The sequence below is a fragment of the Amycolatopsis australiensis genome (genome assembly GCF_900119165.1).
Taxonomy (GTDB): Bacteria; Actinomycetota; Actinomycetes; order Mycobacteriales; family Pseudonocardiaceae; genus Amycolatopsis; species Amycolatopsis australiensis.
This window is the reverse complement of the sequence record NZ_FPJG01000006.1, coordinates 1874353-1898831: the sequence shown is the minus strand read 5'-3', so window position 1 is coordinate 1898831 and position 24479 is coordinate 1874353. Positions and strand designations below refer to the sequence as shown.

The following is a 24479-nucleotide window of genomic DNA, read 5'->3' as shown; positions in this document are numbered from 1 at the left end:
TCCGCCATCGCGCGGCAGAATGCCTGCATGCTTGCCTCGACCGAACACGCCCTGCTCCGCCGGATCGCCCACGAGCAGGCCACCTGCCGGGCGCCGTCGCTCGTCGCCGCCGTCGTGCGGGACGGGGAGATCGCCTGGTCCGGGAGCCGGGGACGCGTCGGCGGCGACCGGCCGGGGACCGACACCCAGTACCGGCTGGGCTCGATCACCAAGACGCTCGTCGCCACCGCCGTCATGCGGCTGCGCGACGAAGGGCTGCTCGACCTCAACGACCCGCTCGAAAAGCACGTTCCGGGTACGTCGTTCGGCACCGCGACCGTCGCCCAGCTGCTGTCCCACACCTCCGGCCTGACCTCCGAGTCGCCCGGCCTCTGGTGGGAGCGCACGCCGGGCGCCGACTGGGACGCGCTCGTCGGCAGCCTCGCCGAGGGCGCCACCAAGCACCGGCCGGGCGCGAAGTTCCACTACTCGAACGTCGGCTACGGCGTCCTCGGCGAGCTCGTCTCGCGCCACCGCGGCAAGGGCTGGCTGTCGGTGCTCGAAGAGGAGATCCTCGGCCCGCTCGGGATGACCCGCACCACCCCGCACCCGGTCGGCGCGCACGCCGAGGGCTTCGCCGTGCACCCCTTCGCCGACGTCCTGCTGCCGGAGCCGAGCCCCGACGCCGGCGCGATGGCCCCGGCCGGGCAGCTGTGGTCGACCGCCACCGACCTCGGCCGCTGGACGGCGTTCCTCGGCGGCCACGGCGGCGGCGTGCTCGCCCCGGAGACCATCGAGCAGATGCGGACCATGGTCACCGTCGACGACACCGACGTCTGGACGACCGGGTTCGGCCTCGGCCTGATGCTCGTGCGCTACCGGGGACGGCGGCTGGCCGGGCACACCGGCTCCATGCCCGGTTTCCTCGCCGTGACGCTGGTCGACCCGGCCGCCCAGACCGGGGCGCTCGTGCTCGCCAACTCGACGTCCGGCGTCGGCATCACCCAGCTCTGCCTCGACCTGATCACCATGACCGACGAGCTGGAGCCGCGCCTGCCCGCCGAGTGGGAGCCGACGCCCGTCGACCCCGCGCTGCTGGCGCTCACCGGGCTCTGGCACTGGGGCCCGACGCCCTACCACCTGCGCGTCCAGGGCGACGGGCTGCTCCTGCTGGCGCCGGTCGAGGGCGCCGGGCGCAGCTCACGGTTCCGCGCCACCGGCCGCGACACCTACGTCGGCCTCGACGGCTACTACTCCGGCGAGACGCTCCAGGTGGGCCGCGACGCCGACGGCGTCGCCACGCACCTCGACCTCGCGACGTTCATCTTCACCCGCACGCCGTACGACCCGGCCGCGCCGGTGCCGGGCGGCGTCGAGAGCTGGCGCTGACCGGCCGGGCCCCGCTCACACCCCCAGTGCGGTGGTGAGCGGGGCCCTCAGGTCAGGGCGGCGGTGCCGGCCGCGTAGGCGACGGCGGCGGCGAACCGGGTGGCGATGCGCTTGCCCTCGCCCCAGTCGAACAGGCCGAACTTCAGGTTCGTCAGGACCGTGAGCGTCGAGCCACCGGCGGACGGCACCACGGTCGCGGTGATCTCCTGCCCCCAGCTGAGCAGGCTCATCCCGGTCCGGAACGAGACGAACCCCCGCTGCCCGTCGTAGAACGGGCCCTGCCCGCCGATCGCCGCGACCCCGGCGGGGAGCGCGTTCCACAGCGCCTCGGGCGGCGCCGGGAAACTTTGCTGCACAGTGGCCATGGCGGGCACGCTACCGGCGGCCGGCCCCGCCGGTAACCGTGTTTTTACCCCCACCGCGCCGGTGCCCGACGGCGCCGACGGCGTAGCTGTCCCCGTCCGGGAGGCCCACGACGAGCTGCTCCGACGGCCACCCGGCCAGCCAGAGCCGGCGACGGCCCGCCAGCTCGGCGGCGACGTCCGGCGGGGTGACGGGCAGGTGGAACCGGATCCGGACGTCGTTCGGCAGCACGGCCCAGCCGTCGACCGGCTCGCCGGGGCGCACGTCGAACGCCGCGGCCGGGATCGGCGTCCAGACGTCGCTGGTCAGGCAGCGCGCGACCGCCGCGACGTCCGATCGCCACCCGACCGCGGCCAGCACGACCAGCACGCCCGGCACCGGCACGAGCCACGGCAGCCAGCCGCCGTCGAAGACGACGGCCGCGACCTCGCCACCCACGGCGCAGGCGGCGGCCACCCAGACCGTCACGGTCCTCGCCAGGAGCCGCCACCCCAGCGTTGAGCGCCGTCGCGGCCGGACGCGGCGGACCCGGCCGGGCCGTTCCTGCCCGGTCACCCACCACGGCAGCCGGCGGACGAAGACCAGGACCAGCGTCGCGGCGAACCCGACCGGCAGCCCGACGGCGGTGGTGTCCGTCCAGCCTTGCACCGCGAGGTGCGCCGCGGCCAGCACGGCGAACCACGCGAAGAAGCGCCAACGCGGCCGATCAGTCATCGATTCCACATGTCGGACACCCGCAAGCCCGTGTTACCTGCCCGATCCCGACCTGAGAGACTGGCCACATGACCGACGCTGAGTTGACCATCCCCGCAGACCTCAAGCCGGCCGACGGCCGCTTCGGCTGCGGACCGTCGAAGGTCCGCGCCGAGCAGCTGAGTGCACTGGCGGAGTCCGGCTCCACCTACCTCGGCACGTCGCACCGGCAGAAGCCGGTCAAGTCCCTCGTCGGGCGCGTCCGGGCGGGCCTGTCCGAGCTGTTCTCCCTGCCCGAGGGCTACGAGGTGATCCTCGGCAACGGCGGCACCACGGCGTTCTGGGACGCGGCCGCGTTCGGGCTGGTCCGCGAGCGCGCGCAGCACTTCACCTACGGCGAGTTCTCCTCGAAGTTCGCCACGGTGACCAAGGGCGCGCCGTTCCTGGCCGACCCGATCGTCGTCAAGGCCGAGCCGGGCAGCGCGCCGGACATCGCCTACGAAGCCGGCGCGGACCTGGTCGGCTGGGCGCACAACGAGACGTCCACCGGTGTCGCGGTGCCGGTCCGCCGTCCTGAAGGCAGTGAAGGCGCGCTGGTGGCGATCGACGCCACCTCCGGCGCCGGCGGTCTCCCGGTCAAGGCCGAGGACTTCGACGTCTACTACTTCGCGCCGCAGAAGTCGTTCGCCGCGGACGGCGGGCTGTGGATCGCGCTGGCCTCCCCGGCCGCCGTCGAGCGGATCGGCGAGATCGGCGGGAGCGACCGCTGGATCCCGGAGTTCCTGTCGCTGACCACCGCGCTGGACAACTCCCGCAAGGACCAGACGTACAACACGCCGGCCGTGGCCACGCTGTTCCTGCTCGCCGAGCAGATCGAGTGGATGAACGGCCAGGGCGGCCTGGAGTGGACGACCGCGCGCACGAAGGACTCGTCGTCGCGGCTGTACGAGTGGGCCGAGAAGACGAGCTACACCACGCCGTTCGTGAAGGACCCGGACCTGCGCTCGCAGGTCGTCGGCACGGTGGACTTCAGCGACGACGTCGACGCCGCCGCGGTGGCGAAGGTGCTGCGCGCCAACGGGATCGTCGACACCGAGCCGTACCGCAAGCTGGGCCGCAACCAGCTGCGCGTGGGCCTGTTCCCGGCCATCGACCCGGACGACGTCTCGAAGCTCACGCAGTGCATCGAGTACGTGGTCGAGCGCCTCAGCTGACCTGGGGGACCTTGTCCGCCACAGCGGGCAAGGTCCTCCTGTCCAGTCGCCGGGCCGCGCCGGCGGCGCTGATCAGCAGGACCAGGCCGAACAGCTCGTAGGACTCGGTGGCGAGCCACCACCCCGCCGACGGTGCCGGCCGCGGCGCGAACCACATCGGGCCGACGATGAACAGCGTCAGTCCCGTGACGACGACCGCGGCCGCCACCCAGCGGACCGCCCGGTCGAAGCGCCACGCGTACCACCCGGCCAGCACGAGGACCGGCACGCACCACGTCCAGTGGTGGGTCCACGAGATCGGCGAAACCAGCAGCCCGCCGAGCGCGCACGCGGTGAGCGCGAGCACCGGCTCGGAGCGGGCGATGATCACCACGACCAGTGCCATCACGGCGAGCGCGGCCAGCAGCCAGACGATCTCCGGCAGGCCCGCGCGCGTGACGAGGCCGTGCAGCGATTGGTTGCCGACGTAGTCGACGCCGCCGATGCGGCCCGCGTCGAACACGAGCTTCGTCCAGTAGGTGACCGACGCCGACGGCCGGATCAGCCACAGCAGCGCCCCGGCCGCGACGAACCCGGCGACGACGCGCGCGGCCGAGCGGAAGTCGCGGCGGACCAGGAAGTACACGACGAAGACGGCAGGCGTCAGCTTGATCGCCGCCGCGATGCCGATGAGCAGGCCTTTCGTGCGCTTGCGGTCGCCGGGCAGCAGCACGTCGAGCACCACCATGACCATGAGCAGCGCGTTGATCTGGCCGAAGCCGAGCGTCGAGCGCACCGGCTCCAGCAGCGCCCCGGCCAGCTGCGCGCCGATGGCCACCAGCGCCGCGGCCACGCGCCCGGTGACCTTCGAGGCGTCGGTGAGTGAGCCGTTGAGCGTCGCGACGTAGAGGTAGGCGACGACGCCGGTCGCGACGATGGACGCGATGCTGACCAGCTTCATCGTCACCGCGAACGGCAGCAGCGTGCCGGGCAGGAACGCCGCCGCGGCGAACGGCGTGTAGGTGAACGGCAGCTGGATCCGGTGGGTGGTCGGCACCCAGGCGTCGTACGGCGAGCCCTGCTCGGCCAGCGCCTTGGCGCCGCCGAGGTAGACCTCCAGGTCGAGACCGTCGAACCGCTTGAGCACGAGGACGAGGACGACGGCGGCGACCTCGAGCACGGCGAGCCCCGCCCCGAGCTGCCACCGGGACCGCTGCCACCCGGAGCCGCCGAAATGCCAGGGTGACACGCCCTACCCCCACTCAGCCCGCTGTCCGACCGGGCGAGATTACCGGGCGCTCAGCAGCAGCCGTGCACCGGCAACCGCACTGACCTGGCGTTCCCCGGCGGCGCCGGCTGGTTCGCCGCGGTCTCGGCGTCCGCGAGCATCCGGTCCAGCGTGCCGCGGTCGAGCACCCGGCCCGCGGTGACGACGGTGTCGATCCGCCGGACCGCGCGGATGTCGGCGAGCGGGTCGGCGTCCAGCAGCACCAGGTCCGCGACCTTGCCCGGGGTGATCGTGCCCGTCGTCGCCGACCGGCCGAGGAACCGCGCCGCGTCGCGGGTGACGGCCTGCAGCGCCTGCCGGGGGCTCAGCCCGGCCTCGACCAGGAAGTCCAGCTCGTCGTGCAGGCTGAAGCCCGGGAAGACGTACGGGTTCAGGCAGTCGGTCCCGCCGAGGAGCCCGACCCCGGCCCGGTGCGCCTCCCCGACGAGCCGAAGCTGCGCCTCGAAGTAGGCCTCCTGCTGGGCGATCTTCCGCGGCGAGTCCGGCGCGAACAACGGGAGCCGGTCGGCCCAGAAGCCGCGGATGTCCGGGGAGACGTACTTGAGCCGGGGGTCGTGCGCGTAGGCGTCGGCGGACCGTGAGATGACCCGGTTGACCGCGAACGTCGGGCTCAGCCGGCTGCCGAGGGCCTTGAGCCCCGCGAAGTGGCGTTCCGCCGTCGCCGGGTCGTAGGCCAGGGCGGCCTGCCGGTCGAGTTCGCGGGCGAGGTTGAAGAAGGCGCGTTTGGCGTCCGGGTCGAACGGCGTCGCGTCGAGCCGGGCGAGGAACTCGTCGCGGCGGCTCGACGTGGCGATCGGCAGCCCGAAGAGGTGCTCGAAGCTGCGCTGCCCGGCCTTGGCGGCGTCGAGCTGGCGGACCCGGTAGGGCCAGTGCCCGGCGAAGGTCAGGCCGTGGCGGCGGCACTCGTCGGCGACCGCGGCGAAGCACTCCAGGGGCAGGTAGGAGTAGACCTTGACGAAGTCCGCGCCCTGGGCGGCGGCGGTCCGGACGGCCGCCCGTGCCTGCCCGGCGTCGGCCACCTGGACGGCCGGCGGGCCGAGCAGGGACACCGGGCCGTCGATGATCGCGCTGGCCAGCACGACGCGCGGGCCGAGCAGCTCGCCGCGCGCGATCTTGTCGCGGGTGGCGCGGTTTTCGGCGTAGCCCTGCATCTCGCGGATGCCGGTGACGCCGTTGGCGAGGAACAGCGGCGGCCACAGCTGTTCGTAGTCGAGGCCGTGGGTGTGCATGTCCCAGAGGCCGGGCACGAGGTGACGGCCGCGGCCGTCGACGACCCGGGCGGTCCCGCAGCGCGGCACCTCGGCGGACGGCCCGACCCAGGCGATCCGGTCCCCGACGAGCACGACGGCGGAGCCCGGCCGGGCCGGGCCGTCGGTACCGTCGACGACGGTGACACCGCGCAGCACGACGATGTCGCTACCGGCCGCGGCGGCCTCCTGCGCGAAGACGGCCGGCGCGACCCCGGCGGCGGCGAGCCCGGCGCCGGCGGTGACCAGCCACCTGAGGAAATCCCGCCGGTTGGCTTCGACTCGCACCACGGCACCCACCCTTCGCTCGCGGCCCCGGTGCCCATTCAACGCGCGCGGAAGGGGTGGGAGATCTTCCACCGTGCGGAATGCCGGGTGACTCGTAACCCGGCATTCCGCACGGCGTGCCATCCTCGAGCGGGCGCGGCCCACGGCGGCATCGCGCCGCGGATCGGGCGTTTCGCCGCGGCGCGTGGACAGCCCGCCAGGCCGGCGCCGGCCGGACCGCCCGCCCCACCGCAGCGCGCAGGCAGCGCGGCGTCAGGCCAGCGCCTGCGTCGGCGCCAGCCGGGCCGCCCGGATGGCCGGGTACGCGCCCGCCACCGCGCCCACCAACGCCGCGACGCCCACTCCGCCCGCCAGTGCCGCCCACGGCAGCACCGCCGGCCAGCCCTGGCTCAGCGCATACCCCGCCGTCACCAGCACGCCCGCCAGCACGCCCGCCAAGCCGCCGAGACCCGACAGCAGCACCGACTCCGCCAGGAACTGCCCGCGGATCTGCCGCTTCGTCGCGCCCAGCGCGCGGCGCAGGCCGATCTCGCGTCTGCGCTCCAGCACCGAAATCACCATCGTGTTCGCCACCCCGACCCCGCCGACCAGCAGCGCCACGCCACCCAGCCCCAGGAACAGCGCGCTGTAGGTCGTGTCCGTGAGCTTCTGGGCCGCGAGCGCGTCCGACGGGCGGCGGACCTCCACCTCGTTCGGCGCCTTCGGGTTCAGCGTCGCCGCCAGCACCGACCGCACACTGTCCACTTGGGACTCCTCCGCCCGTACGTACACAGTGGACGGATGACCGTCGAAGCCGAGCAGCCGCTTCGCGACGTCCCAGCCGACCAGCGCCGAGCGCTCGATCTCCGGGGCCAGTGGCATCGGCGCCAGGATGCCGGCCACGGTGAACCACCGCGTCCCGATCAGCACCTGCGGTGGCCGGGCCGGGTCGACGTGGTCGATGCCGAGCCGGGCCGCGGCCTGCGCGCCCAGCACCGTCACCGGGTAGTCCTGGTCGCCGGCCGCCAGGAACGCGCCCGCGCGGACCTTGCCGCCCAGCACGCTCAGCAGGTCCGGCCGGGCCGCGTAGACCGCGAGCCCGGACGTGTCGTCCGGCGGGATCCGGTCGCTGCGCCGCACGTTCGCCGACGTCGTCCCCGTTCCGGCCGCCGCCCGCACCGGCCCGATCCGCTTGGCCATCGGGACGGCCTCGTCCGGCAGGGTCGCGTTGTCGCCGAACAGCGTCTTGCCCGGCCCGGCGGTGAGCAGGTTCGTGCCGAGCGCGGCCAGCCGGTCGTGCAGGGCCTGCGCGCCGGACGCCGGGATCGCCAGCACCGCCACCATCGCCGCGACGCCGATCGCGATGCCCAGTGCCGAAAGCACCGCGCGCACCGGCCGCGTGCGCATGCCGTGGGCACCGAGCGCGACGACGTCCGGCGGCCCGAGCCGGGCCGGTTCCGGCAGCAGCACCGCCGTCATCGCGCACCCACCAGGCCGGTGTCCAGCCGCAGGTGCCCGTCGAGCAGCTCGATCCGGCGCGGCATGCCCGCGGCGATCTCCCGGTCGTGGGTGATCACGACGATCGTGGTGCCGCCGGTGGACAGCTCGCCCAGCAGCGAGAGCACGGACGCGCCGGTGCCGGTGTCGAGGTTGCCGGTCGGCTCGTCGGCCAGCAGGATCGCCGGGTCGTTGACCACGGCCCGCGCGATGGCGACGCGCTGGCGTTCCCCGCCGGACAGCTCGCCCGGCCGGTGCCACGCCCGGTGCCCGAGCCGCACGCGCTCGAGCGCCGCCAGCGCCCGCGCGCGCCGCCGTCGCCGCGGCACCCCGGCGTAGAGCAGGCCGGTGCACACGTTGTCCACCGCGCTCATCCCTTCGTCGAGGAAGAACTGCTGGAACACGAACCCGATCCAGCGCGACCGCAGCGCCGACACTTTCCGGTCCGGCAGCGCGGCGACGTCGTGGCCGCGCAGCTCGACCCGGCCCGACGACGGCCGGTCGAGCGTGCCCATCAGGTGCAGCAGCGTGGATTTCCCGGACCCGGACGGCCCGACGATCGCCACCATCTCGCCGTCTTCGAGGCTCAGGGACACGCCGTCGAGGGCGGTGACCCCGCCGGGGTAGGTGCGCGTGACCTCGTGGGCGCGCAGCACGGGTGTCACGACGTCGTCACCACCCGCATGCCCGCGGCCAGGCCGGAACCGCTGACCTCGACCTTGCCGCCGCTGAACAGTCCGGTCCGGACAGCCACGAGCCGCCGCTCGCCGTGCTCGTCGACCTCGACCGCGTACCCGCCTTCGGCGAGCGCGAGCAGTGCGCCGACCGGGACCGCGAGCACGCCCTGGTGGACGTCCTTGGTGAACCGGACGGTCGCCGGCGCCGAATCGAGCGAGCCGGCGACGGCCGGGTCGTCGAGCCGGACGGTCACCGTGATCTTGGGCTTGCCGTCGTCCTGCCCGGCCGCGTCCTTGCCCTCGACGGCGGTCCGCCCGACGTCGGTGACCGTGCCGGTCGTCGTCTTCCCGTTGATCGTCACCGACGCCTTCGCGCCCTGCTGGGCGAGATCCTGCTTCGCCGCGTCGAGCTTGACCTGCACCGACCGGACGGTCCCGGTCGTCTTCAGCACTTCGCCCTGGGACGGCGAGCCGAGCTTGGCCGACAGCGCCGACACGCGGACCTCGCCCGGCGCCAGCACGACGTCGCCCTGGCCGAACGTGCCGGTCTCCGCCAGGCCGAGGGACTTCTGCCACTTCTTCAGCGCGGCCGCCGTCGCCGCCGTGAACTTCGTGTCCGGCGTGCCGAAGCCGCCGAAGCCGCAGGCCTTGAGGTTCTCCTCCAGCTCCTTGACGTCGGCGCCGTCGGCCACGCCCGTGGCGAGGTCGCGGTAGAACGGCAACGTGCCGTAGAACAGCGGCACCGGCTTGGCGTCCACGCCGTACACCGGCCGGCAGCGGGTGATCGTGGCGCCGGCGGCGGGCAGCGACGTGACCGTGCCGGGCTTGCGGCCCTGGACGGTGTCCTCGTCGCCGTAGCCGAGGGTGCCGTCGGCTTCCTCCTCCTCGCTCAGATCGGTCTTGACCACCTCCGCGGTCTCGACCGGCGGCGGAGCGGCCGCCGGCACCGGCGTCGCGCTCGACACGCGCGTCAGGATCACGACCGAGCTGGTGCCGAGCACCACGACGAGGACGGCGCCGGCGACGAACCAGCGCGTCCGGCTCCGGCGACGCGGCTTCAGGTGCGTCACTTCGTTCACTTGGCCGCCTCGGAGTGGAAGGACATGCCCATGCCGCACGCCTTCGCGGCCTCTTCGAGCTTCTTCGGGTCCTGGCCTTCGCCGCCGATCCGCATCGTGCCCTTGCCGCTCGGGTCGGGGTCCGGCATGTCGACGCCGTGCTCGCGCATGCACTTGGCGTCCTTGCGCATCTTGTCGAGCTCCTCGGCGCTCGGCGGCTTCAGCTCACCGCCGTTGGGCATGAGGTGCTTGCACGCGCTCTGCGCGGCGTCGATCTTGCCCTTGTCGGCGCCGTCGCCCTGGATCGCGATCGACATGCCCTTCCCGTCGCCCGCCGGCTTCGGGTCGGGCATGTCGACGCCGTGCTCGCGCATGCACTTGGCGAAGTCGCGCATCTTGTCCTCGTCGCTCTTGCCGCTGTTGTCGGCCGCGGTGGGGCCGCCCGATTTCGGCGGCGTCGAGATCGAAGCCACCTTCGACCCGTCGTCGGGCTTCGCGCCACACCCCCCGAGCAGCAGGGCCGCCCCGAGCGCCGCGGCGAAGATCCGTGTCCGCATCGGCTCGCTCCTTTCGGTTCCGGTTGGGTGCCAGGTCTACGGACCGGGGCATTCCGGCGCGCTAAGCGAAGCCGCTTATGCGGTCCTTATGGCCCGCCTGCGCAGACTGGGCGGGTGCGGGTGCTGGTGGTGGAGGACGAACGGCTGCTGGCCGACTCGGTCGCGGAGGGACTGCGGCGGTTTTCGATGGCCGTCGACGTCTGCTACGACGGCGAGCAGGCCCTGGAACGCGTCGGCGTGCACGGCTACGACGTCGTGGTCCTCGACCGCGACCTGCCGAAGGTGCACGGCGACGCCGTGTGCGCCGCCGTGGTCCGCGCGGGCGGGGAGGCGCGCGTGCTGATGCTGACCGCGGCCGCCGACGTCACCGACCGGGTCGCCGGGCTCGGCCTCGGCGCCGACGACTACCTGACGAAGCCGTTCGCGTTCGCCGAGCTGGTCGCCCGCGTCCAGGCGCTGTCGCGGCGCACCCGGCCCGCGTTGCCGCCAGTGCTGGAACGCGACGGCGTCGTGCTCGACCTGCCGCGGCACCAGGCCGCCCGCGACGGCCGGTTCCTGCTGCTCTCGCCGAAGGAGTTCGCCGTGCTGGAGGTGCTCATGCGGGCGGAGGGCGCGGTGGTCAGCGCCGAAGAGCTGCTGGAGAAGGCGTGGGACGAGCACGCGGACCCGTTCACCAACGCGGTCCGCGTCGCGGTGATGACGTTGCGCCGGAAGCTGGGCGACCCGCCGGTGATCGAGACGGTGCCCGGCGCCGGCTACCGGTTCGGCACGCCGTGACCGGCCTGTCCGTCCGGACGAAGCTCACCGCCTGGTACGGCGGGCTGTTCCTGCTCGCCGGCCTGGTCCTCGTGGTGATCAACTACCTGCTGGTGCAGAGCACGCTGCCGGACCCGGCGCGCGTCGCCTCGACGACGGTCGGCTCGGCGGACGCGCTCTACGGCGTCCAGGCGGGCACGGTCGTGGGATCCCCGGGCGTCGCCGTCCGGCTGCTCAGCGGCTCGCTCGACGAGTACCGCTCCTCGACGCTGTCGACCCTGGTGGTCGGCTCGGCGATCGCGCTGGTCGCGACGGCGGCGCTGGCGGTGCTGTTCGGCTGGCTGATGGCCGGCCGCGCGCTGCGACCGCTGCACGACATCACCTCGGCGGCGCGACGGCTGGAGGCGGGCAAGCTCGACCGGCGGATCAACCTGGAGGGGCCGCCCGACGAGCTGAAGGAGCTGGCGGACACGTTCGACGGCATGCTCGACCGGCTGGCGGAGTCGTTCGACAGCCAGAAGCGGTTCGTCGCGAACGCGTCCCACGAGCTGCGGACCCCGCTGGCGGTGCAGCGGACGCTGATCGAGGTGGCGATGGCCGACCCGGAAGTGACGCCGGAGCTGCGGAAGCTCGGCACGCACCTGCTGCACACCAACGAGCGCAGCGAGCGGATGATCGAGGGTCTGCTCGTGCTGGCCCGCAGCGACCGCGGCCTGCACGCGCGGACCCCGGTCCGGCTCGACGAAGTCACGGCGTCGGTGGTCCGGGCGACGGCCGCGGCGGCGTCGGCGGCCGGCGTCGAGGTCGAGACCCGGCTGCGGCCGCGGACCGTCTCGGGCGACCCGGTGCTGCTCGAGCGGCTGGTGACGAACCTCGTCGTCAACGCGATCACGTACAACGCGGCGGGCGGCTGGGTGTACGTCGAGGTCCGCGGGGACCCGGCGCTGGAAGTGCGGAACTCGGGGCCGGTCGTGCCGCCCGAGGCGGTGCCGTCGTTGTTCGAGCCGTTCCGGCGGGTGGGCTCGGAGCGGACCGGCGACACGCGCAACGCGGGTCTCGGGTTGTCGATCGTGCGGTCGGTCGCCCAGGCACACGGCGGGTACGCCGAAGCCCAGCCCGGGCGGCGTGGCGGGCTCACGGTGACCGTCCGCCTGCCACCGTCGTGATCCACTCGATCGTGACTTTGTGTGTCCGGCGTGTCACACGGAGGCCGCCGACCTGGGTGACCGATGATGCGGGTGTCGCGAAGTGAACAGTGGGCAGTTCCGTGCGGACTCGGCGCGCCTCGCACGTCAAGCCGACGCGCCGTTCTAACGTGGGCACCCACAACGGTGAAGCATCGGGGAAGGCGAACAATGCGCACGCTGCGAGTGGTCGGGTTGCACGAGGACGGTAAGTCCATCGTGTGCGAAGACCCGGCGAGCCGTACGCGTTTCCTCCTCCCGGCCGATGAGAGACTGCGCGCGGCGGCGCGGGGGGACATCACCCGCCTCGGCCAGATCGAAATCGAGTTGGAGAGCCAGATGCGGCCACGCGAGATCCAGGCGCGAATCCGGGCCGGCGAGTCCGTCGAGCAGGTCGCGAGCAGCGCCGGCGTCTCGGTGCAGCGCGTCGAACGCTTCGCCTACCCCGTGCTGCTGGAGCGCTCGCGCACCGCGGAGCTCGCGCAGCGGGCCCACCCGGTCCGCGAGGACGGCCCCGACGTGCAGACGCTCGGCGAGGTGGTCGCGCACAGCTTCGGCGTCCGCGGGCACGACTACTCGCAGGCCACCTGGGACTCCTGGAAGGGCGACGACGGCCGCTGGGTCGTCGTGCTGCAGTGGAAGGCCGGGCGGTCGGACAACCGCGCGCACTGGGCGTTTTCGCCGGGCGCGCACGGCGGCACGGTGACCGCGCTGGACGAGAACGCCGAGGTCCTGCTCGACCCGAACGCCTACCGCGCACCCCGCACGGTCCGCGCCCTCGACCCGGCCCGCGACGCGGAGTTCCAGCCGACGCTGGACTCGGTGGAGCCGGAGCGCGCGGAGCTGCCGTCGGCCGAGCCGGACCCGGACGACGACACGCGCGAGATCCCCCGCGTCCCGACGGACCCGGACGAAGACGCGGCGGCAGGCCAGCCGCGCCCGAAGGCGAAGAAGAATCACCCGATCGTGCCGTCCTGGGAGGACGTGCTGCTCGGCGTCCGCTCCCAGCGGGGCTAGCGCACCTGAGCGGCGAGCGTCTTGGGCGCGACGAGCCGGTAGGCCTCCCGCACGATCCGCTCGACCTCGTCCCAGTCGACGTCGACGTCCAGCCGCACGCCAAGCCACCCGCGGTGCCCGACGTACGCGGGCCGGAAGAACCGTTCCGGCTCGGTCCGCACCAGCTCTTCCTGCACCCCGGGCGGCGCCGGGCACCAGAAGGCGAGCCGCCCGTCACCGTGGTGGTCGTCGGCGAACATGACGAACGTCTTCTTGCCGCGCACGAACCAGGCCGGCGAGCCGTGACTGAGCCGCTCGGTGGCTTCCGGCAGGGCCAGGCACAACTTCCGCAACGCGTCGAGCTGCTCCATCCCGCCAGGCTACGATGTCACGCTGAGGGAGGGATCGATCATGCAGGGTGACGTCCGATGACCACCATGGCTCCGCCGGCCCAGCGCGCCTGGCTGCTGCGCCTCGGTGAGCTGCGGTTCCGCGTCTTCTCCGGCGTCCCGGTCGTCGAGGTTTCCCCGGAGCAGTGGGGCCTCGACGCCGCGACGGTCCGGCAGGCCGCGGCCGGGCGCCGGTACCGCGAAGTCCCGTCGGCGCAGGCCGGAACCCTGCGGTTCGAGTTCGCGCCGGGCTTCTTCCCGCCGCCGTTCCACCCGGGCCCCGGCACGGACGCCGACCGGCGCCGGCTCGCCGCGCTGCTCGCCCGCGAGGACCAGTTCTGGGCGAGCCTGCGGCGGCTGCGGCTGAGCCGCGCGGACGTCGGCGCGGTCGCGGCCGCCGCGGGGATGGCCGTGGTGGCCGAGGTCGCCGACCCCACCGACCGGCTCGTGCTCCTGCGCCGGCCCGGGCTGCCGGACGAGGAGCTGCGCCCGCGCAGCACGCAGCGGATCACCCGCCGGCACGTCTCGTACGTCATTGCCGGGGTCTTCGCCACCTGCATCGCCGGCGGAGTGCTCTGGGTGAAGCTCACCCAGCAGGCGCTCGGGCCGATGCTGCTGATCGCCGGCGCCGGAGTCTTCGTGGCCGCCGCCGCGCTGGTGATGCGGGTCGTGGCCGGCCGGTCGCCGCGCCTGCCGTGGCTGGACGCGCCGTTCGACGGCACGCCGGAGGTTCCGGTGCCGTTCCCGGCATCGCTGTCCACCGAGCTGCTCGGCGAAGTCGCCTCCCTGTACGGCTACTTCTACGGCGGCCCGTTCGTCGCCGGCCGCAGCGGCGAGTCGTTCCTCTTCGTGAAGTGCCGTCCCGGCCTCGTGTTCGGGCATCCCGCACCGGCCGCCGCGCCCGCGTTCGACCTCCCGGCCGAATCCCCCGGGCGGGAGCAGTGGCTGCGCAACCACCTCGACGGCCGCGACGAGCTGTGGGTGAGCGTCCGGCACGCCAAACTCTCGCCGGCCCGGATCGCCGAAATAGCCGGGCGCGACGGCCTGGTCCCGGTCGCCGAATTCGCCGACACCACCGACCGGATCCTGCTGCTGCGCCGCCCGTCCGCACCGCCGTCGACGCACCGGTTCCGGATGTCCTTCGTCGGCTTTCTCGCACCGGCCGCCTGGATCGTGCTGTGCTTCGGCGGCAGCGGCCTGACGAGCGCGCTCACCGGCGACCCGCGGATCTTCACGATCGGCTTCGGCCTCACCGTGCTGGGGGTGCCGCCGTTGCTGTGGGTGCTGCGGGCCTTTCCCCGCTCGACCCGCGTCGGCTGGCTCGCCGGGGAGTTCACCGGCAAGCCCGGCGTGACCTTCTTCTCCGGCCAGTTCGACATCTCTCCCGAGCTGGTCCGCCAGATCGCCGGCTACCACGGCTACTTCTTCGGCAGCCAGACCTCCACCCGGGCGCAGGGCACGCTCGTCACCTACGTCAAGCGGGGCTAGAAGGCGATCACCAGCACGCCGACCCACGCGATCACGACGCCGGCCGCCGCGCCGTACGCCGCCCAGCGCAGGATCGGCGTGCGGCGGATCAGCCACAGCGAGGGTGTGATCCCGGCCGTCACGACGACCGACGCCACCAGGGCCAGCCAGCCGCTCGTCTCGCGGGCCAGCGTCGTGGCCAGCGCGAGCATCGCCACCACGACCACGGCCGCGATGAACGCCGAGACGGTCAGGCCCGTCAGCCACGGCGTCGGTTCGCCGGGCGGACCGGGCGGCCCGAGCACCGCCCGGACGAAGCGGTGGCCCGGTTCGCCGGCCCGCGGCGGGGGCTCGACGACGGTGTCGGCGCCGGTCACCGGGTCGACGAACCGCACGGTCGTGCCCATCACCGCGGCCAGCCGGCCGGCCAGCTGACGCCCGCGCTGCGAGACGACCGCGCCGGCCTCGGCCCCGGAACCCGCCGCGACGGCTGACGCGACGCGCGCCCACTCGTGCAGCGCCTGCGCCAGGTCCGCGCCGATCGCCAGCTTGTGCGGGTCGACCTCGCGGGCGTGCTCACCGCCGGGTCCGGCCAGCACCGCGCGCTCACCGCGGATCCGCAGCTCCATGGTGCCCCTTCACGCCGCCCGACTCCCCCGAACACTCCAGACGCACCTTAGTCACCCGAGGCCAGTTCGTAGAAGGCGACGGCCGCGGCCGTCGCGATGTTCAGTGAGTCGACGCCCGCCGTCATGGGTATCCGCACGGCATGATCAGCCGCCGCGAGTGCCGTTTCGGTCAGCCCGGGACCTTCCGCGCCGAACACCAGCGCGACCCGGCCCGGCGCGTGTTCCCGCAGTTCGCGCAGCGGGACCGAGCCCGGCCTCGGCGTGAACGCCGCGACGGCGAACCCGCGCGCCCGCAGGTCGTCGAGCCCGCCCGGCCAGTCCGTGAGGTGCCCGAACGGCACGCGCAGGACGTGCCCCATCGAAACGCGCACGCTGCGCCGGTACAGCGGGTCGGAGCAGCCGGGGCCGAGCAGCACGCCGCCGACGCCGAGCGCGGCCGCGTTGCGGAAGAGCGCACCGAGGTTTTCGTGGTCTCCCACGCCTTCGAGGACGGCGATCGTGCGCGCGTCCGCGACGACGTCGGAAACCGTCAACGGCGCCGGCCGGTCCGCGACGGCGAGGATCCCGCGGTTGAGGTGGAACCCGACGATCTCGGCCATGGTTTCCGCGGAAGCGACGTACTGGGGTGCGCCGACGCCGTCGAGCTCGGCCGCCAGCTCGGCGAACCGCCGTTCGACGCCCAGCAGCGCCCGCACCGGGTAGCGGGAGGCCAGCAGCCGGGACACCACGACGGTGCCCTCGGCGATGACGAGTCCCTTGCCGCCCGGACGGTCCGGGCGGCGGTCCGCTGTGGACAGGTCACGGAAGTCGTCGACGCGGGGATCGTCGCGGTCGTCGATGTGGATCACGCCCATCCGCTCAGTCTGTCATCCGCTTGCCCGGCGCCCGGCTGGACCGAACGACACGCCGGGCGTGGTACGAACGGGCTCTTTTTGCTGTCGGTTAACCCCCCGTGACGGAGAGCACCAGTTTGGCCGCTAGCCCGGGTGCATCGGCTGTGTAACGGTTGTCCGCCAGGGCCTGAAACACGTCCTAGTCCACGCCGACACAAAGCAGGGATGGTCATGGGGATGGACCTCGCGGCTCAACCGAACACGCTGGACCGCGGACGGTACCGCCGCAAGGTGCAGCGCTGTCTCGACACGTTGGCCCGCATGCTCACCGACGGCAGCTTTTCGTTCCCCCGCAAGAACATCGGGCTCGAGGTCGAGCTGAACCTCGTCGACCGCGAGCTGCGCCCGTCGATGACGAACACCGCCGTGCTGGAGGCGCTCGACGACCCGTCGTTCACCACCGAGCTGGGCCAGCACAACATCGAGCTGAACGTGCCGCCGCGGCCGCTGGCCGGCGATTCGGCCCTGCAGCTGGAAGACGACCTGCGCGCGTACCTCGGCACGGCGGCGTCGAAGGCCCGCGACACCGGGTCGACGCTGGCCATGATCGGCATCCTGCCGACGTTGAAGCACGAGCACTTCGACCAGAAGTGGCTGACCAACAAGACCCGGTACGCCACGCTCAACGACCAGATCTTCGCCGCGCGCGGCGAACGCACGGTGCTCGCCATGGAAGGCGCGCCGCTGGCCGGCCAGCAGCCCGAACGCCTGCGCAGCTACGCCGAATCCATCCTGCCGGAAGCCGCGTGCACGAGCGTGCAGCTGCACCTGCAGGTCGCGCCCGAGGAGTTCGCCGCCCACTGGAACGCGGCGCAGTGCCTGGCGGGCCCGCAGATCGCGCTCGCCTCGAATTCGCCGTTCCTGCTGGGAAAGGCGCTGTGGCACGAGACGCGGATCCCGTTGTTCCTGCAGGCGACCGACACCCGGCCCGAGGAGCTGAAGAACCAGGGCGTGCGGCCGCGCGTCTGGTTCGGCGAACGCTGGATCACGTCGATCTTCGACCTGTTCGAGGAGAACGTCCGCTACTTCCCCGGCCTGCTCCCGGAAACCGACGCCGAGGACCCGATCGAAGCGCTCGACGCCGGCCAGGCGCCGAAGCTCACCGAGCTGCGCATGCACAACGGCACCATCTGGCGGTGGAACCGCCCGGTGTACGACGTCGTCGACGGCCTGCCGCACCTGCGCGTGGAGAACCGCGTCCTGCCGGCCGGGCCGACGGTCGTCGACACGGTGGCGAACGCGGCGTTCTTCTACGGCGCCCAGCGCGCGCTCGCCGAAGCGGAACGCCCGGTGTGGAGCCAGATGTCGTTCCAGGCGGCGGAAGAAAACCTCTACGCCGGCGCGCGGCGCGGCTTCGACGCGCAGCTGTACTGGCCGGGCATCGGCTGGATCCCGCCGGACGAGCTGGCGCTGCGCGTCCTGCTGCCGCTGGCCCACGAAGGACTGCGCCGCTCCGACGTCTCGGACGAAGCCCGCGAGCGCTACCTCGGGATCATCGAACGCCGCTGCCTCGCGCGGCGGACGGGGGCGACGTGGCAGCGTGACTACGTCGTGCGCGCGCAGGAACGCGGCATGGACCGCGAGACGGCGCTGAACCGGATGCTCGGCCGCTACCTGGAGCTGTCGGAGACGGGCGAGCCGGTACACACCTGGCCGCTGAGCGACTGAGCCGGCGGGGGCTAGCCTGGGCCGATGCCGAAGATTCTCGGTGAGTCCCTGCAGGCGCACCGGCGTGAGGTCCGCACGCGGGTCTTCGAAGTCCTGCGCGTCCAGCTCTACGAGCGCGGCTTCGACGCGATCACGCTCGCCGGGGTCGCCGCGGCGGCCGGGGTTGGCCGGACCGCGCTCTACAACCACTTCCCCGACAAGGAAAGCCTGCTCGTCGCCTTCGTCGAAGAGGAGGCGGCCCGGTACGTCACGCGGCTGACCGACGCCGTCGAGGCGCAGGCGGACCCGGCCGACCAGCTGGCCACGTTCGTCCGGCTGCAGCTGCGCGTGCTGGCCGAGTACCACATGCCGCCGGGCACGGCGCTCGCGTCCGCGCTGGCGCCCGCGGCGTACCGGCGGATCAGCGCGCACGCCGACCCGATCACCGACCGGCTGCGCGCGATCCTCGCCGGCGGCGTCGACCTGGGCCGCTGGCCCGCCGAAGACCCGGACGTCCTGATCCCGATGATCACCGCGGCGCTGGGCAACCGGACGCTGGTCGACGGGCCGCCGGAGCAGCTTGACGACGTCGTGGAGGCGGCCGTGCGGTTCGTGCTGCGGGCGGTGGGCGCCACGATTTAGGGTGGCCTAACCCGCCGGGATGCCCTACGATCTTTCTGACAGCGTGTCAGATCGATCGCCGGGAGGCCTGCCCATGTCGGTGACCACGGACGCTCGCCCGTTCTCGGCGACCCTGCGCGCGTCGACGCTCGAAGTACACGAAAAGGCGAACTACTCGACGTACATGCGGGCCCTGCTCGGCGGCGAGCTGACGCGGGAGGGCTACACGCAGCTGGCGATCCAGTACTACTTCGTCTACGGCGCGATCGAAGCGGCGAGCGACGCGATGGCCGGCCACCCGGTCGGCGGCGAGTTCGTCTTCGACGAGCTGCGGCGGCTGCCCAACCTGGAGCGCGACCTGGCCCACCTGGTCGGCCCGGGCTGGCGTTCGACGATCGCGCCCCTCGCCTCGACGCAGGCGTACGTCTCGCGTATCCGCGAAGCGTCTTCGTGGGCCGGCGGGTACGTCGCGCACCACTACACGCGGTACCTCGGCGACATCGCGGGCGGTCAGGCCATCCGGCGGCTGCTGGAGCGCGAGTACGGCCTGACCGAGGCCGGCGCGCTGTTCTACCACTTCGACCGGATCGGCAGCGCCCCCCGCTTCCGCGACGAGTACCGCACGAAGCTGGACAACGCGCCGTGGGACGAGAGCGAGCGCGCCCGGGTGATCGACGAGACGCTGGTGGCGTTCGAGTGCAACGTCGCCGTCTTCGACGAGCTGGCTTCGCGGCTCGACGAGTTCCGGCGGCCCGCATGATCGCCGTCACAGCTCGTTGACCTCCAGTTAAGTCCAAGTTGCAGGCTCGGTTTCGGGTGGTGCACCCGCGGGGTACGCCACTGACGAACCGCCGTCTCACGCTGTGACGGCCACCCGCCCCCGCTCGCCGTGGAGGGGCGTGTGCTACTAGGTTCGTTACCGGAAACTTGTGTCGAAGACAGAAGGAGGGCCAATGGCCCGCTACGAGCTGCCCGATCTCGACTACGACTACGGCGCCCTCGCGCCGCACATCTCCGGCGAGATCAACGAGCTGCACCACAGCAAGCACCACGCGACCTACGTCAAGGGCGCGAACGACACGCTCGAGAAGCTCGAAGCCGCCCGCGAAGCGAACGACTTCGGCTCGATCGTCGGCCTGGAGACCACGCTGGCCTTCAACCTGGCCGGCCACGCCAACCACGTCGTGTGGTGGAAGATCCTGTCGCCGGAAGGCGGCGACAAGCCGACCGGCGAGCTGGCCGCGGCGATCGACGAGGCGTTCGGCTCCTTCGACAAGTTCAAGGCGCAGTTCACCGCCGTCTCGACGACGATCCAGGGCAACGGCTGGGGCGCGCTCTCCTGGGACCCGATCGGCAAGACGCTGATCACCCAGCAGCTGCGCGACCACCACAACAACCTGATCCTGCCGACCGTGCCGATCCTGCTGGTCGACGTCTGGGAGCACGCGTTCTACCTGGACTACAAGAACGTGAAGCCGGACTACGTCAAGGCCCTGTGGAACATCTTCAACTGGGCCGAGATCAGCAAGCGCTTCGACAACGCCGTCGCCGGCGGCAACGGCCTGCTGCTCGGCTGAGCCCAGCCCGGATCAACGGGGTCCTCCTTCGCGGGAGGGCCCCGTTTTTCGTCGGCGGGTGAAAAACGCTTGACCTCGAGCGCGGTCGAGGTGTTTCAGTGGACGCATGGACGTCGACGCGTATCTGGACCGGCTGGGCGTGGCGCGGCCCGCGGCCGCGGACCTCGCGACCCTGCGTCACCTGCAGGAACGCCACCTGGCCACGGTCCCGTTCGAGAACCTGAGCATCCACCTCGGCGAGCACGTCGTGCTCGCCGAGGACGCGTTGTTCGACAAGATCGTGCGCCGGCGGCGCGGCGGATTCTGCTACGAGCTGAACGGCCTGTTCGCCGCGTTGCTGCGCGAGCTGGGCTACCGCGCGTCGCTGCACGCGGCGCAGGTCTTCCACGCGGACGGGACGCCCGGCCCGCCACTGGACCACGCGGCGATCGTCGTCACGCTGGACGAGCCATGGCTGGTCGACGTCGGGTTCGGCCGGTTCTCCCGGTATCCGCTGCGGCTGTCCGGAGTGGACGCCCAGCCCGACCCGGACGGCGAGTTCCTGCTGCTGGACGCACCCCACGGCGACGTCGACGTCCTGCTGGACGGCAAGCCGCAGTACCGGCTGGAGCGCCGGCCGCGGCCGCTGTCGGACTTCGTCCCGATGGCGTGGTGGCAGTCGACGTCACCCGAGTCGCACTTCACCCGCTCGCTGACGTGTTCGCGGCCGACCTCCCAGGGCCGGGTGACGTTGTCGGGCGACAAGCTGATCGAGACGGTCGACGGCGTCCGGAACGAGGTCGTGCTGCCGACGGAAGCCGCGATCCGCACGGCGTACCGCGTCTACTTCGGGATTTCGCTGAACCGCCTGCCCACTCCACCGGGCGAGAGTCCCTTGACGCCCGGCGCGCTCCAGCCGGACACTGCCGTGCAGTGAACGGAGCCCCGGCCTGGGGTTCCCAGGGCCGGGGCTCCGTCCGTTCCCGAACTGACTGCCGCTCCCACCACGAAGCGGACATGTATGAGGTTAGCCTAACCTCAGCTATGCGGGCAAGGGTCTCCTCGGAGAGAAGCCCATCTCACCCGTTCGAGTGCTGATCGCACTGTCGGTCCTGGCCGTGGTGAGCCTGCTGACCACCGCGGCCTGGCTGCTGACGCGCGACTCGCCGGCGGAAACGCCGAGGTCACTGCCATCGAGGTGGCCGACCGCGGGTGGCGAGCCGATCCGGCCGGTCCCGATGCCGACCGGCGGAATGGCGGCGGCGCTCCCACCGCCGACGCGCGGGCATGTCCTGTGCACGGCGGTCCCGGAGGACACGTAGTCGCGGGTGCTGGGCGGCCCGGTCCTGCGGGAGGCGCGGTTCGGGTCGTGCCACGTCACGCCGGACCTGGAGGTCACGGCAGGCACGTACGACCGCGTGCCGCTCGACGGGGGTCGAGCCGGCGGAGGTCACGGTGGCCGGTCACCAAGGCACGATGTCGACCACCGGGGGCGCTGATGCCGTGCTGACGGCCCGGCTCGCCGAGACGAGCGCGAAGTGGGCCGCCCCGGTGTTCCAGCTGAGGGTGGGCCCGCAGCCGGGCGTCCACGTCGAGCGCGACTTCCGGCAGGTGGCGCAGACGCTGGGCGCGGCGATGCTCGCGGCGATCACCACCGGGACCTCCGCTGCCGGGCCCGGACGAACGGCCGCGAGAACTGCTCCCGGTGACGGGAACCTGCGTCGCCGACGCGGCTTACCCGTTGAACATGGGTCAGTTGTGCACCGAGCTGTCCCGCGGCCTGGGTGTGCCGCTCGACGAAGTCGAGCCGGAACTGGCCGGCCACGTGCAAGCCCAAGGCGGACAGTCTCGAGGTACGGCTGGGGCACAACGCCAACAGCACGAAGAGGTCTTTCGCCGACCGCCTCGCCGGCCGCCCGGCGGACGTGGACGAGCGGGGCGGAGCCGTCGAAGTGCAGCTCGTGGACGGCTCCACCCAGACGCTCGTCATCTCCTATTACGACTTCCACAGCACCACCCCGGGAGTCCGGGCCTTCGCCGGGAAGGTGGTACCGCCGTTGGTCGGCCGTTAGCCGCTCGCCCACCGGCCACGAGTATGCCCAGCCTGGCTACCGCGGTCGGTCGGCCGCCAGGGCCTCGCCCACCGGCCAGCCGCCAAGCGGCCCCGCCGGGCTACCGCCGCTGGTCCTCGCCCACCGGCCAGCCACGAACCCACCCTCGCCCGGAAGGCGCTGCCGCGGCTGCGCGACCGCCGGCCCACAGCCCGCCGGGCCAGTCAGCAAACCCAGCGCGCCTGCGCCCGCTAAACCCTCTCCCGCTTCAGCACCCGCAGCCCGAACCGCCGCTGCACCGGCCACGAAATCCCGCCCCGCCGGATGAGCACCACCGCGCACACCACGGCGGCCACCGCCGAAACCGCGCCGCCGATGTAGAACGGAGACCGTCCGCCGAACGCGTCGGCCATCCAGCCCACCATCGGGCCGCCGATCGGGTTGCCGCCGATCAGGACGAGCACGTACAGGCCCATCACCCGGCCCCGCATCTCCGGGCTCACCGACGTCTGCACCAGCGCGTTGGCCGTGTTCAGGAACGTCATCGTCGCGAAGCCGAGCGGGATCAGGCCGATGCCGAACGTCAGGTACGTCGGCATGAACGCCGTGACCAGCTCGAACACGCCCAGGAAGAACGCCGACACGAGCATCAGCCGCACCCGCGGCCTGCCCTTCGTGCCGCGGCGGGCGGACATCACCGCGCCCGTGAACGTGCCCACCGCGACCAGCGTCGACAGCAGCCCGTAGCCGTCGGCCGCCGTGTGGAACACGTTCGCCGCGACGATCGGCAGTGAGCTGAAGTACGTGATGCCGAACGTGCTCACGAACAGCACCAGCACCATCACGGTGACCAGGTCGGAGCGCCGCCGGACGTAGCGCAGGCCCTCCGCCAGCTGGCCCTTCTCGCGCGGCACCGCTGCCACGCGGAACAGCTTGTCCGGGTTCATCAGGATCAGCCCGATGATCACCGCGACCGTGCTCAGCGCGTTCGCGATGAACAGCCAGCCCGTGCCGATCCAGGTGATCGCGAACCCCGCGATCGCCGGGCCGACGATCCGGGCCATGTTGAAGATCGACGAGTTCAGCGCGACGGCGTTCGCCACCTGGTCGCGGCCCACCATCTCGGCGACGAACGACTGCCGCGTCGGGACTTCCAGCGCGGCCGTCACGCCGAGGGTGAAGCACAGGACGTAGACGTGCCACAGCGCGGCGATCCCGCTGAGGTCGAGGACGCCGAGCACGACCGCCTGCGCACAGGCCGCCGCCTGGATCCAGGTCAGCAGGCGCCGCTTGTCGACCCGGTCGGCGAGCACGCCCGCCCACAGCGAAAGGAACAGCGTCGGCGCGAACTGCAGCGCGACCGCGACGCCGAGCGCGATCGGGTTGTTGCCGCTGAGGGTGAACACCAGCCAGTCCTGGGCGATGCGCTGCATCCAGGTGCCGATGTTCGAGATCACCTGGCCGGTGAAGAACAGCCGGTAGTTGCGCACCCGCAGCGACGCGAACATGCTGCGGCGCTGGGACGCCGGGGACGGTGGCGAGGCGGACGGCGGTGGCGCCGTGTCCCGGGTAGCAGTGGTCTCGATCGAACGCTTCGTTTCGCTACCCGTGGCCGTCACCGTGGTTAGTTCCCCGCCATCCTGTCGATGATTTCGGCGGCTTTGGAGAGCACTTCACGCTCTTCGTCGCCGAGTTCCGCCAATTGCCGGTCCAGCCACGCCTCCCGGACGGAGATGGCCTTCTTCACGTAGGCCAGCCCGCTCTCGGACAGCTCGACGATGGCCTGCCTGCCATCGGTCGGGTGCGGGCGCCGCTCGACGAACCCCATCTCCTCGAGCGCGGCGATCACCCTCGTCATCGAAGGTGGCTGGACGCCTTCCTTCGCGGCGAGCTGACCGGGGGTCAGCGCACCGCACTTGTGCAGGGTGGACAGCGCGGCGACCTGCGTCAGCGAGAGGTCGTCCCCGACGCGCTGTGCCCGCAGCCGGCGGTTGAGCCGGACCACCGCGAGACGCAGACGGCTCGCCAAGGAGCGTTCGTGCGTGTCGCCGGACATATAGTTAGCATACCTTACGAAACTTC

Annotated in this window: 27 protein-coding genes; 13 read left to right on the top strand and 14 right to left on the bottom strand. The window is 72.5% G+C overall.

The features are described from left to right. Positions 1-27: 27 nt before the first annotated feature. Positions 28-1368 (top strand): serine hydrolase domain-containing protein, encoded by a 1341-nt coding sequence (locus tag BT341_RS10400; protein ID WP_072476079.1) that lies wholly within the window; start codon positions 28-30, stop codon positions 1366-1368. 47 nt (positions 1369-1415) lie between these two features. Here BT341_RS10400 and BT341_RS10395 read toward each other — a convergent pair whose 3' ends face one another. Beyond that, on the bottom strand, positions 1416-1733 hold the full coding sequence (locus tag BT341_RS10395) for a hypothetical protein (protein ID WP_072476078.1): 318 nt from the start codon (positions 1731-1733) through the stop codon (positions 1416-1418). 10 nt (positions 1734-1743) lie between these two features. Continuing rightward, the gene (locus tag BT341_RS10390) at positions 1744-2445 is read right to left on the bottom strand and encodes a hypothetical protein (protein WP_084743193.1); all 702 of its coding nucleotides are present in this window, start codon (positions 2443-2445) and stop codon (positions 1744-1746) included. 68 nt (positions 2446-2513) lie between these two features. Here BT341_RS10390 and serC point away from each other — a divergent pair, with 68 nt between their 5' ends. Next, positions 2514-3638, top strand: coding sequence for a phosphoserine transaminase (gene serC, locus BT341_RS10385; RefSeq protein WP_072476076.1), 1125 nt, complete (start codon positions 2514-2516; stop codon positions 3636-3638). Here serC and BT341_RS10380 read toward each other — a convergent pair. The 6 genes from BT341_RS10380 to BT341_RS10355 all read right to left on the bottom strand — a co-directional run bounded on the left by BT341_RS10380 (position 3631) and on the right by BT341_RS10355 (position 10208). Then, positions 3631-4797, bottom strand: coding sequence for a glycosyltransferase 87 family protein (locus tag BT341_RS10380; RefSeq protein ID WP_072481886.1), 1167 nt, complete (start codon positions 4795-4797; stop codon positions 3631-3633). The two genes, serC and BT341_RS10380, sit on opposite strands and share 8 nt — an antisense overlap. Positions 4798-4916: 119 nt before the next feature. After that, positions 4917-6443 carry an amidohydrolase family protein gene (locus tag BT341_RS10375; RefSeq protein ID WP_245804929.1) on the bottom strand — a complete coding sequence of 509 codons (1527 nt, stop codon included), beginning with the start codon at positions 6441-6443 and terminating at the stop codon, positions 4917-4919. 249 nt (positions 6444-6692) lie between these two features. Further along, a complete protein-coding gene (locus BT341_RS10370; protein ID WP_072476075.1) occupies positions 6693-7898 on the bottom strand; it encodes an ABC transporter permease in 1206 nt (401 codons plus the stop codon). Next, the gene (locus BT341_RS10365) at positions 7895-8581 is read right to left on the bottom strand and encodes an ABC transporter ATP-binding protein (RefSeq protein ID WP_072476074.1); all 687 of its coding nucleotides are present in this window, start codon (positions 8579-8581) and stop codon (positions 7895-7897) included. Before BT341_RS10365 ends, BT341_RS10370 begins: the two co-directional genes overlap by 4 nt. Next, on the bottom strand, positions 8578-9672 hold the full coding sequence (locus BT341_RS10360) for a peptidoglycan-binding protein (RefSeq protein ID WP_177328776.1): 1095 nt from the start codon (positions 9670-9672) through the stop codon (positions 8578-8580). The genes BT341_RS10365 and BT341_RS10360 overlap by 4 nt, the downstream gene beginning before the upstream one ends. Continuing rightward, entirely contained in the window at positions 9669-10208 is a 540-nt protein-coding gene (locus BT341_RS10355) for a hypothetical protein (protein WP_072476073.1), read from the bottom strand. The genes BT341_RS10360 and BT341_RS10355 overlap by 4 nt, the downstream gene beginning before the upstream one ends. 114 nt (positions 10209-10322) lie before the next feature. Here BT341_RS10355 and BT341_RS10350 point away from each other — a divergent pair, with 114 nt between their 5' ends. The 3 genes from BT341_RS10350 (at position 10323) to sepH (ending at position 13165) form a co-directional block, all read left to right on the top strand. After that, positions 10323-10985, top strand: coding sequence for a response regulator transcription factor (locus BT341_RS10350; RefSeq protein ID WP_072476072.1), 663 nt, complete (start codon positions 10323-10325; stop codon positions 10983-10985). Beyond that, the gene (locus BT341_RS10345; protein ID WP_072476071.1) at positions 10982-12130 is read left to right on the top strand and encodes a sensor histidine kinase; all 1149 of its coding nucleotides are present in this window, start codon (positions 10982-10984) and stop codon (positions 12128-12130) included. Before BT341_RS10350 ends, BT341_RS10345 begins: the two co-directional genes overlap by 4 nt. 189 nt (positions 12131-12319) lie before the next feature. Next, the gene (sepH, locus tag BT341_RS10340) at positions 12320-13165 is read left to right on the top strand and encodes a septation protein SepH (RefSeq protein ID WP_072476070.1); all 846 of its coding nucleotides are present in this window, start codon (positions 12320-12322) and stop codon (positions 13163-13165) included. Here sepH and BT341_RS10335 read toward each other — a convergent pair. After that, positions 13162-13515 carry an MmcQ/YjbR family DNA-binding protein gene (locus BT341_RS10335; RefSeq protein ID WP_072476069.1) on the bottom strand — a complete coding sequence of 118 codons (354 nt, stop codon included), beginning with the start codon at positions 13513-13515 and terminating at the stop codon, positions 13162-13164. The genes sepH and BT341_RS10335 overlap by 4 nt on opposite strands. 57 nt (positions 13516-13572) lie before the next feature. On the opposite strand from BT341_RS10335, the gene BT341_RS10330 reads away from it, so the two are divergent. Then, entirely contained in the window at positions 13573-15021 is a 1449-nt protein-coding gene (locus BT341_RS10330; protein ID WP_245804928.1) for a hypothetical protein, read from the top strand. Here BT341_RS10330 and BT341_RS10325 read toward each other — a convergent pair. Continuing rightward, a complete protein-coding gene (locus BT341_RS10325) occupies positions 15018-15629 on the bottom strand; it encodes a DUF2537 domain-containing protein (RefSeq protein WP_072476068.1) in 612 nt (203 codons plus the stop codon). The genes BT341_RS10330 and BT341_RS10325 overlap by 4 nt on opposite strands. A 47-nt stretch (positions 15630-15676) precedes the next feature. After that, positions 15677-16483, bottom strand: coding sequence for a TrmH family RNA methyltransferase (locus BT341_RS10320; protein WP_072476067.1), 807 nt, complete (start codon positions 16481-16483; stop codon positions 15677-15679). A gap of 210 nt (positions 16484-16693) precedes the next feature. Here BT341_RS10320 and BT341_RS10315 point away from each other — a divergent pair, with 210 nt between their 5' ends. The 6 genes from BT341_RS10315 to BT341_RS10290 all read left to right on the top strand — a co-directional run bounded on the left by BT341_RS10315 (position 16694) and on the right by BT341_RS10290 (position 21668). Further along, positions 16694-18190 carry a glutamate-cysteine ligase family protein gene (locus BT341_RS10315; RefSeq protein WP_177328775.1) on the top strand — a complete coding sequence of 499 codons (1497 nt, stop codon included), beginning with the start codon at positions 16694-16696 and terminating at the stop codon, positions 18188-18190. Between the two features lie 24 nt (positions 18191-18214). After that, entirely contained in the window at positions 18215-18811 is a 597-nt protein-coding gene (locus BT341_RS10310; protein WP_072476065.1) for a TetR/AcrR family transcriptional regulator, read from the top strand. Positions 18812-18884: 73 nt separating this feature from the next. After that, the gene (locus BT341_RS10305; RefSeq protein WP_072476064.1) at positions 18885-19550 is read left to right on the top strand and encodes a biliverdin-producing heme oxygenase; all 666 of its coding nucleotides are present in this window, start codon (positions 18885-18887) and stop codon (positions 19548-19550) included. Between the two features lie 193 nt (positions 19551-19743). Beyond that, on the top strand, positions 19744-20367 hold the full coding sequence (locus tag BT341_RS10300) for a superoxide dismutase (RefSeq protein ID WP_072476063.1): 624 nt from the start codon (positions 19744-19746) through the stop codon (positions 20365-20367). 106 nt (positions 20368-20473) lie between these two features. Next, complete coding sequence (locus BT341_RS10295) at positions 20474-21283, top strand: arylamine N-acetyltransferase family protein (RefSeq protein WP_072476062.1); 810 nt, start codon at positions 20474-20476, stop codon at positions 21281-21283. A gap of 154 nt (positions 21284-21437) precedes the next feature. Further along, the gene (locus BT341_RS10290; RefSeq protein WP_072476061.1) at positions 21438-21668 is read left to right on the top strand and encodes a hypothetical protein; all 231 of its coding nucleotides are present in this window, start codon (positions 21438-21440) and stop codon (positions 21666-21668) included. Between the two features lie 141 nt (positions 21669-21809). Here BT341_RS10290 and BT341_RS10285 read toward each other — a convergent pair whose 3' ends face one another. Continuing rightward, on the bottom strand, positions 21810-22001 hold the full coding sequence (locus BT341_RS10285) for a hypothetical protein (protein WP_072476060.1): 192 nt from the start codon (positions 21999-22001) through the stop codon (positions 21810-21812). 129 nt (positions 22002-22130) lie between these two features. Between BT341_RS10285 and BT341_RS10280 the strand changes: the two genes are divergently transcribed. Further along, entirely contained in the window at positions 22131-22418 is a 288-nt protein-coding gene (locus BT341_RS10280; RefSeq protein ID WP_072476059.1) for a hypothetical protein, read from the top strand. Between the two features lie 230 nt (positions 22419-22648). On the opposite strand, the gene BT341_RS10275 is transcribed toward BT341_RS10280, so the two are convergent. Both BT341_RS10275 and BT341_RS10270 read right to left on the bottom strand, forming a co-directional pair. Next, complete coding sequence (locus BT341_RS10275; protein ID WP_072476058.1) at positions 22649-23905, bottom strand: MFS transporter; 1257 nt, start codon at positions 23903-23905, stop codon at positions 22649-22651. A gap of 116 nt (positions 23906-24021) precedes the next feature. Then, a complete protein-coding gene (locus BT341_RS10270) occupies positions 24022-24453 on the bottom strand; it encodes a MarR family winged helix-turn-helix transcriptional regulator (protein ID WP_072476057.1) in 432 nt (143 codons plus the stop codon). Positions 24454-24479: the final 26 nt, after the last annotated feature.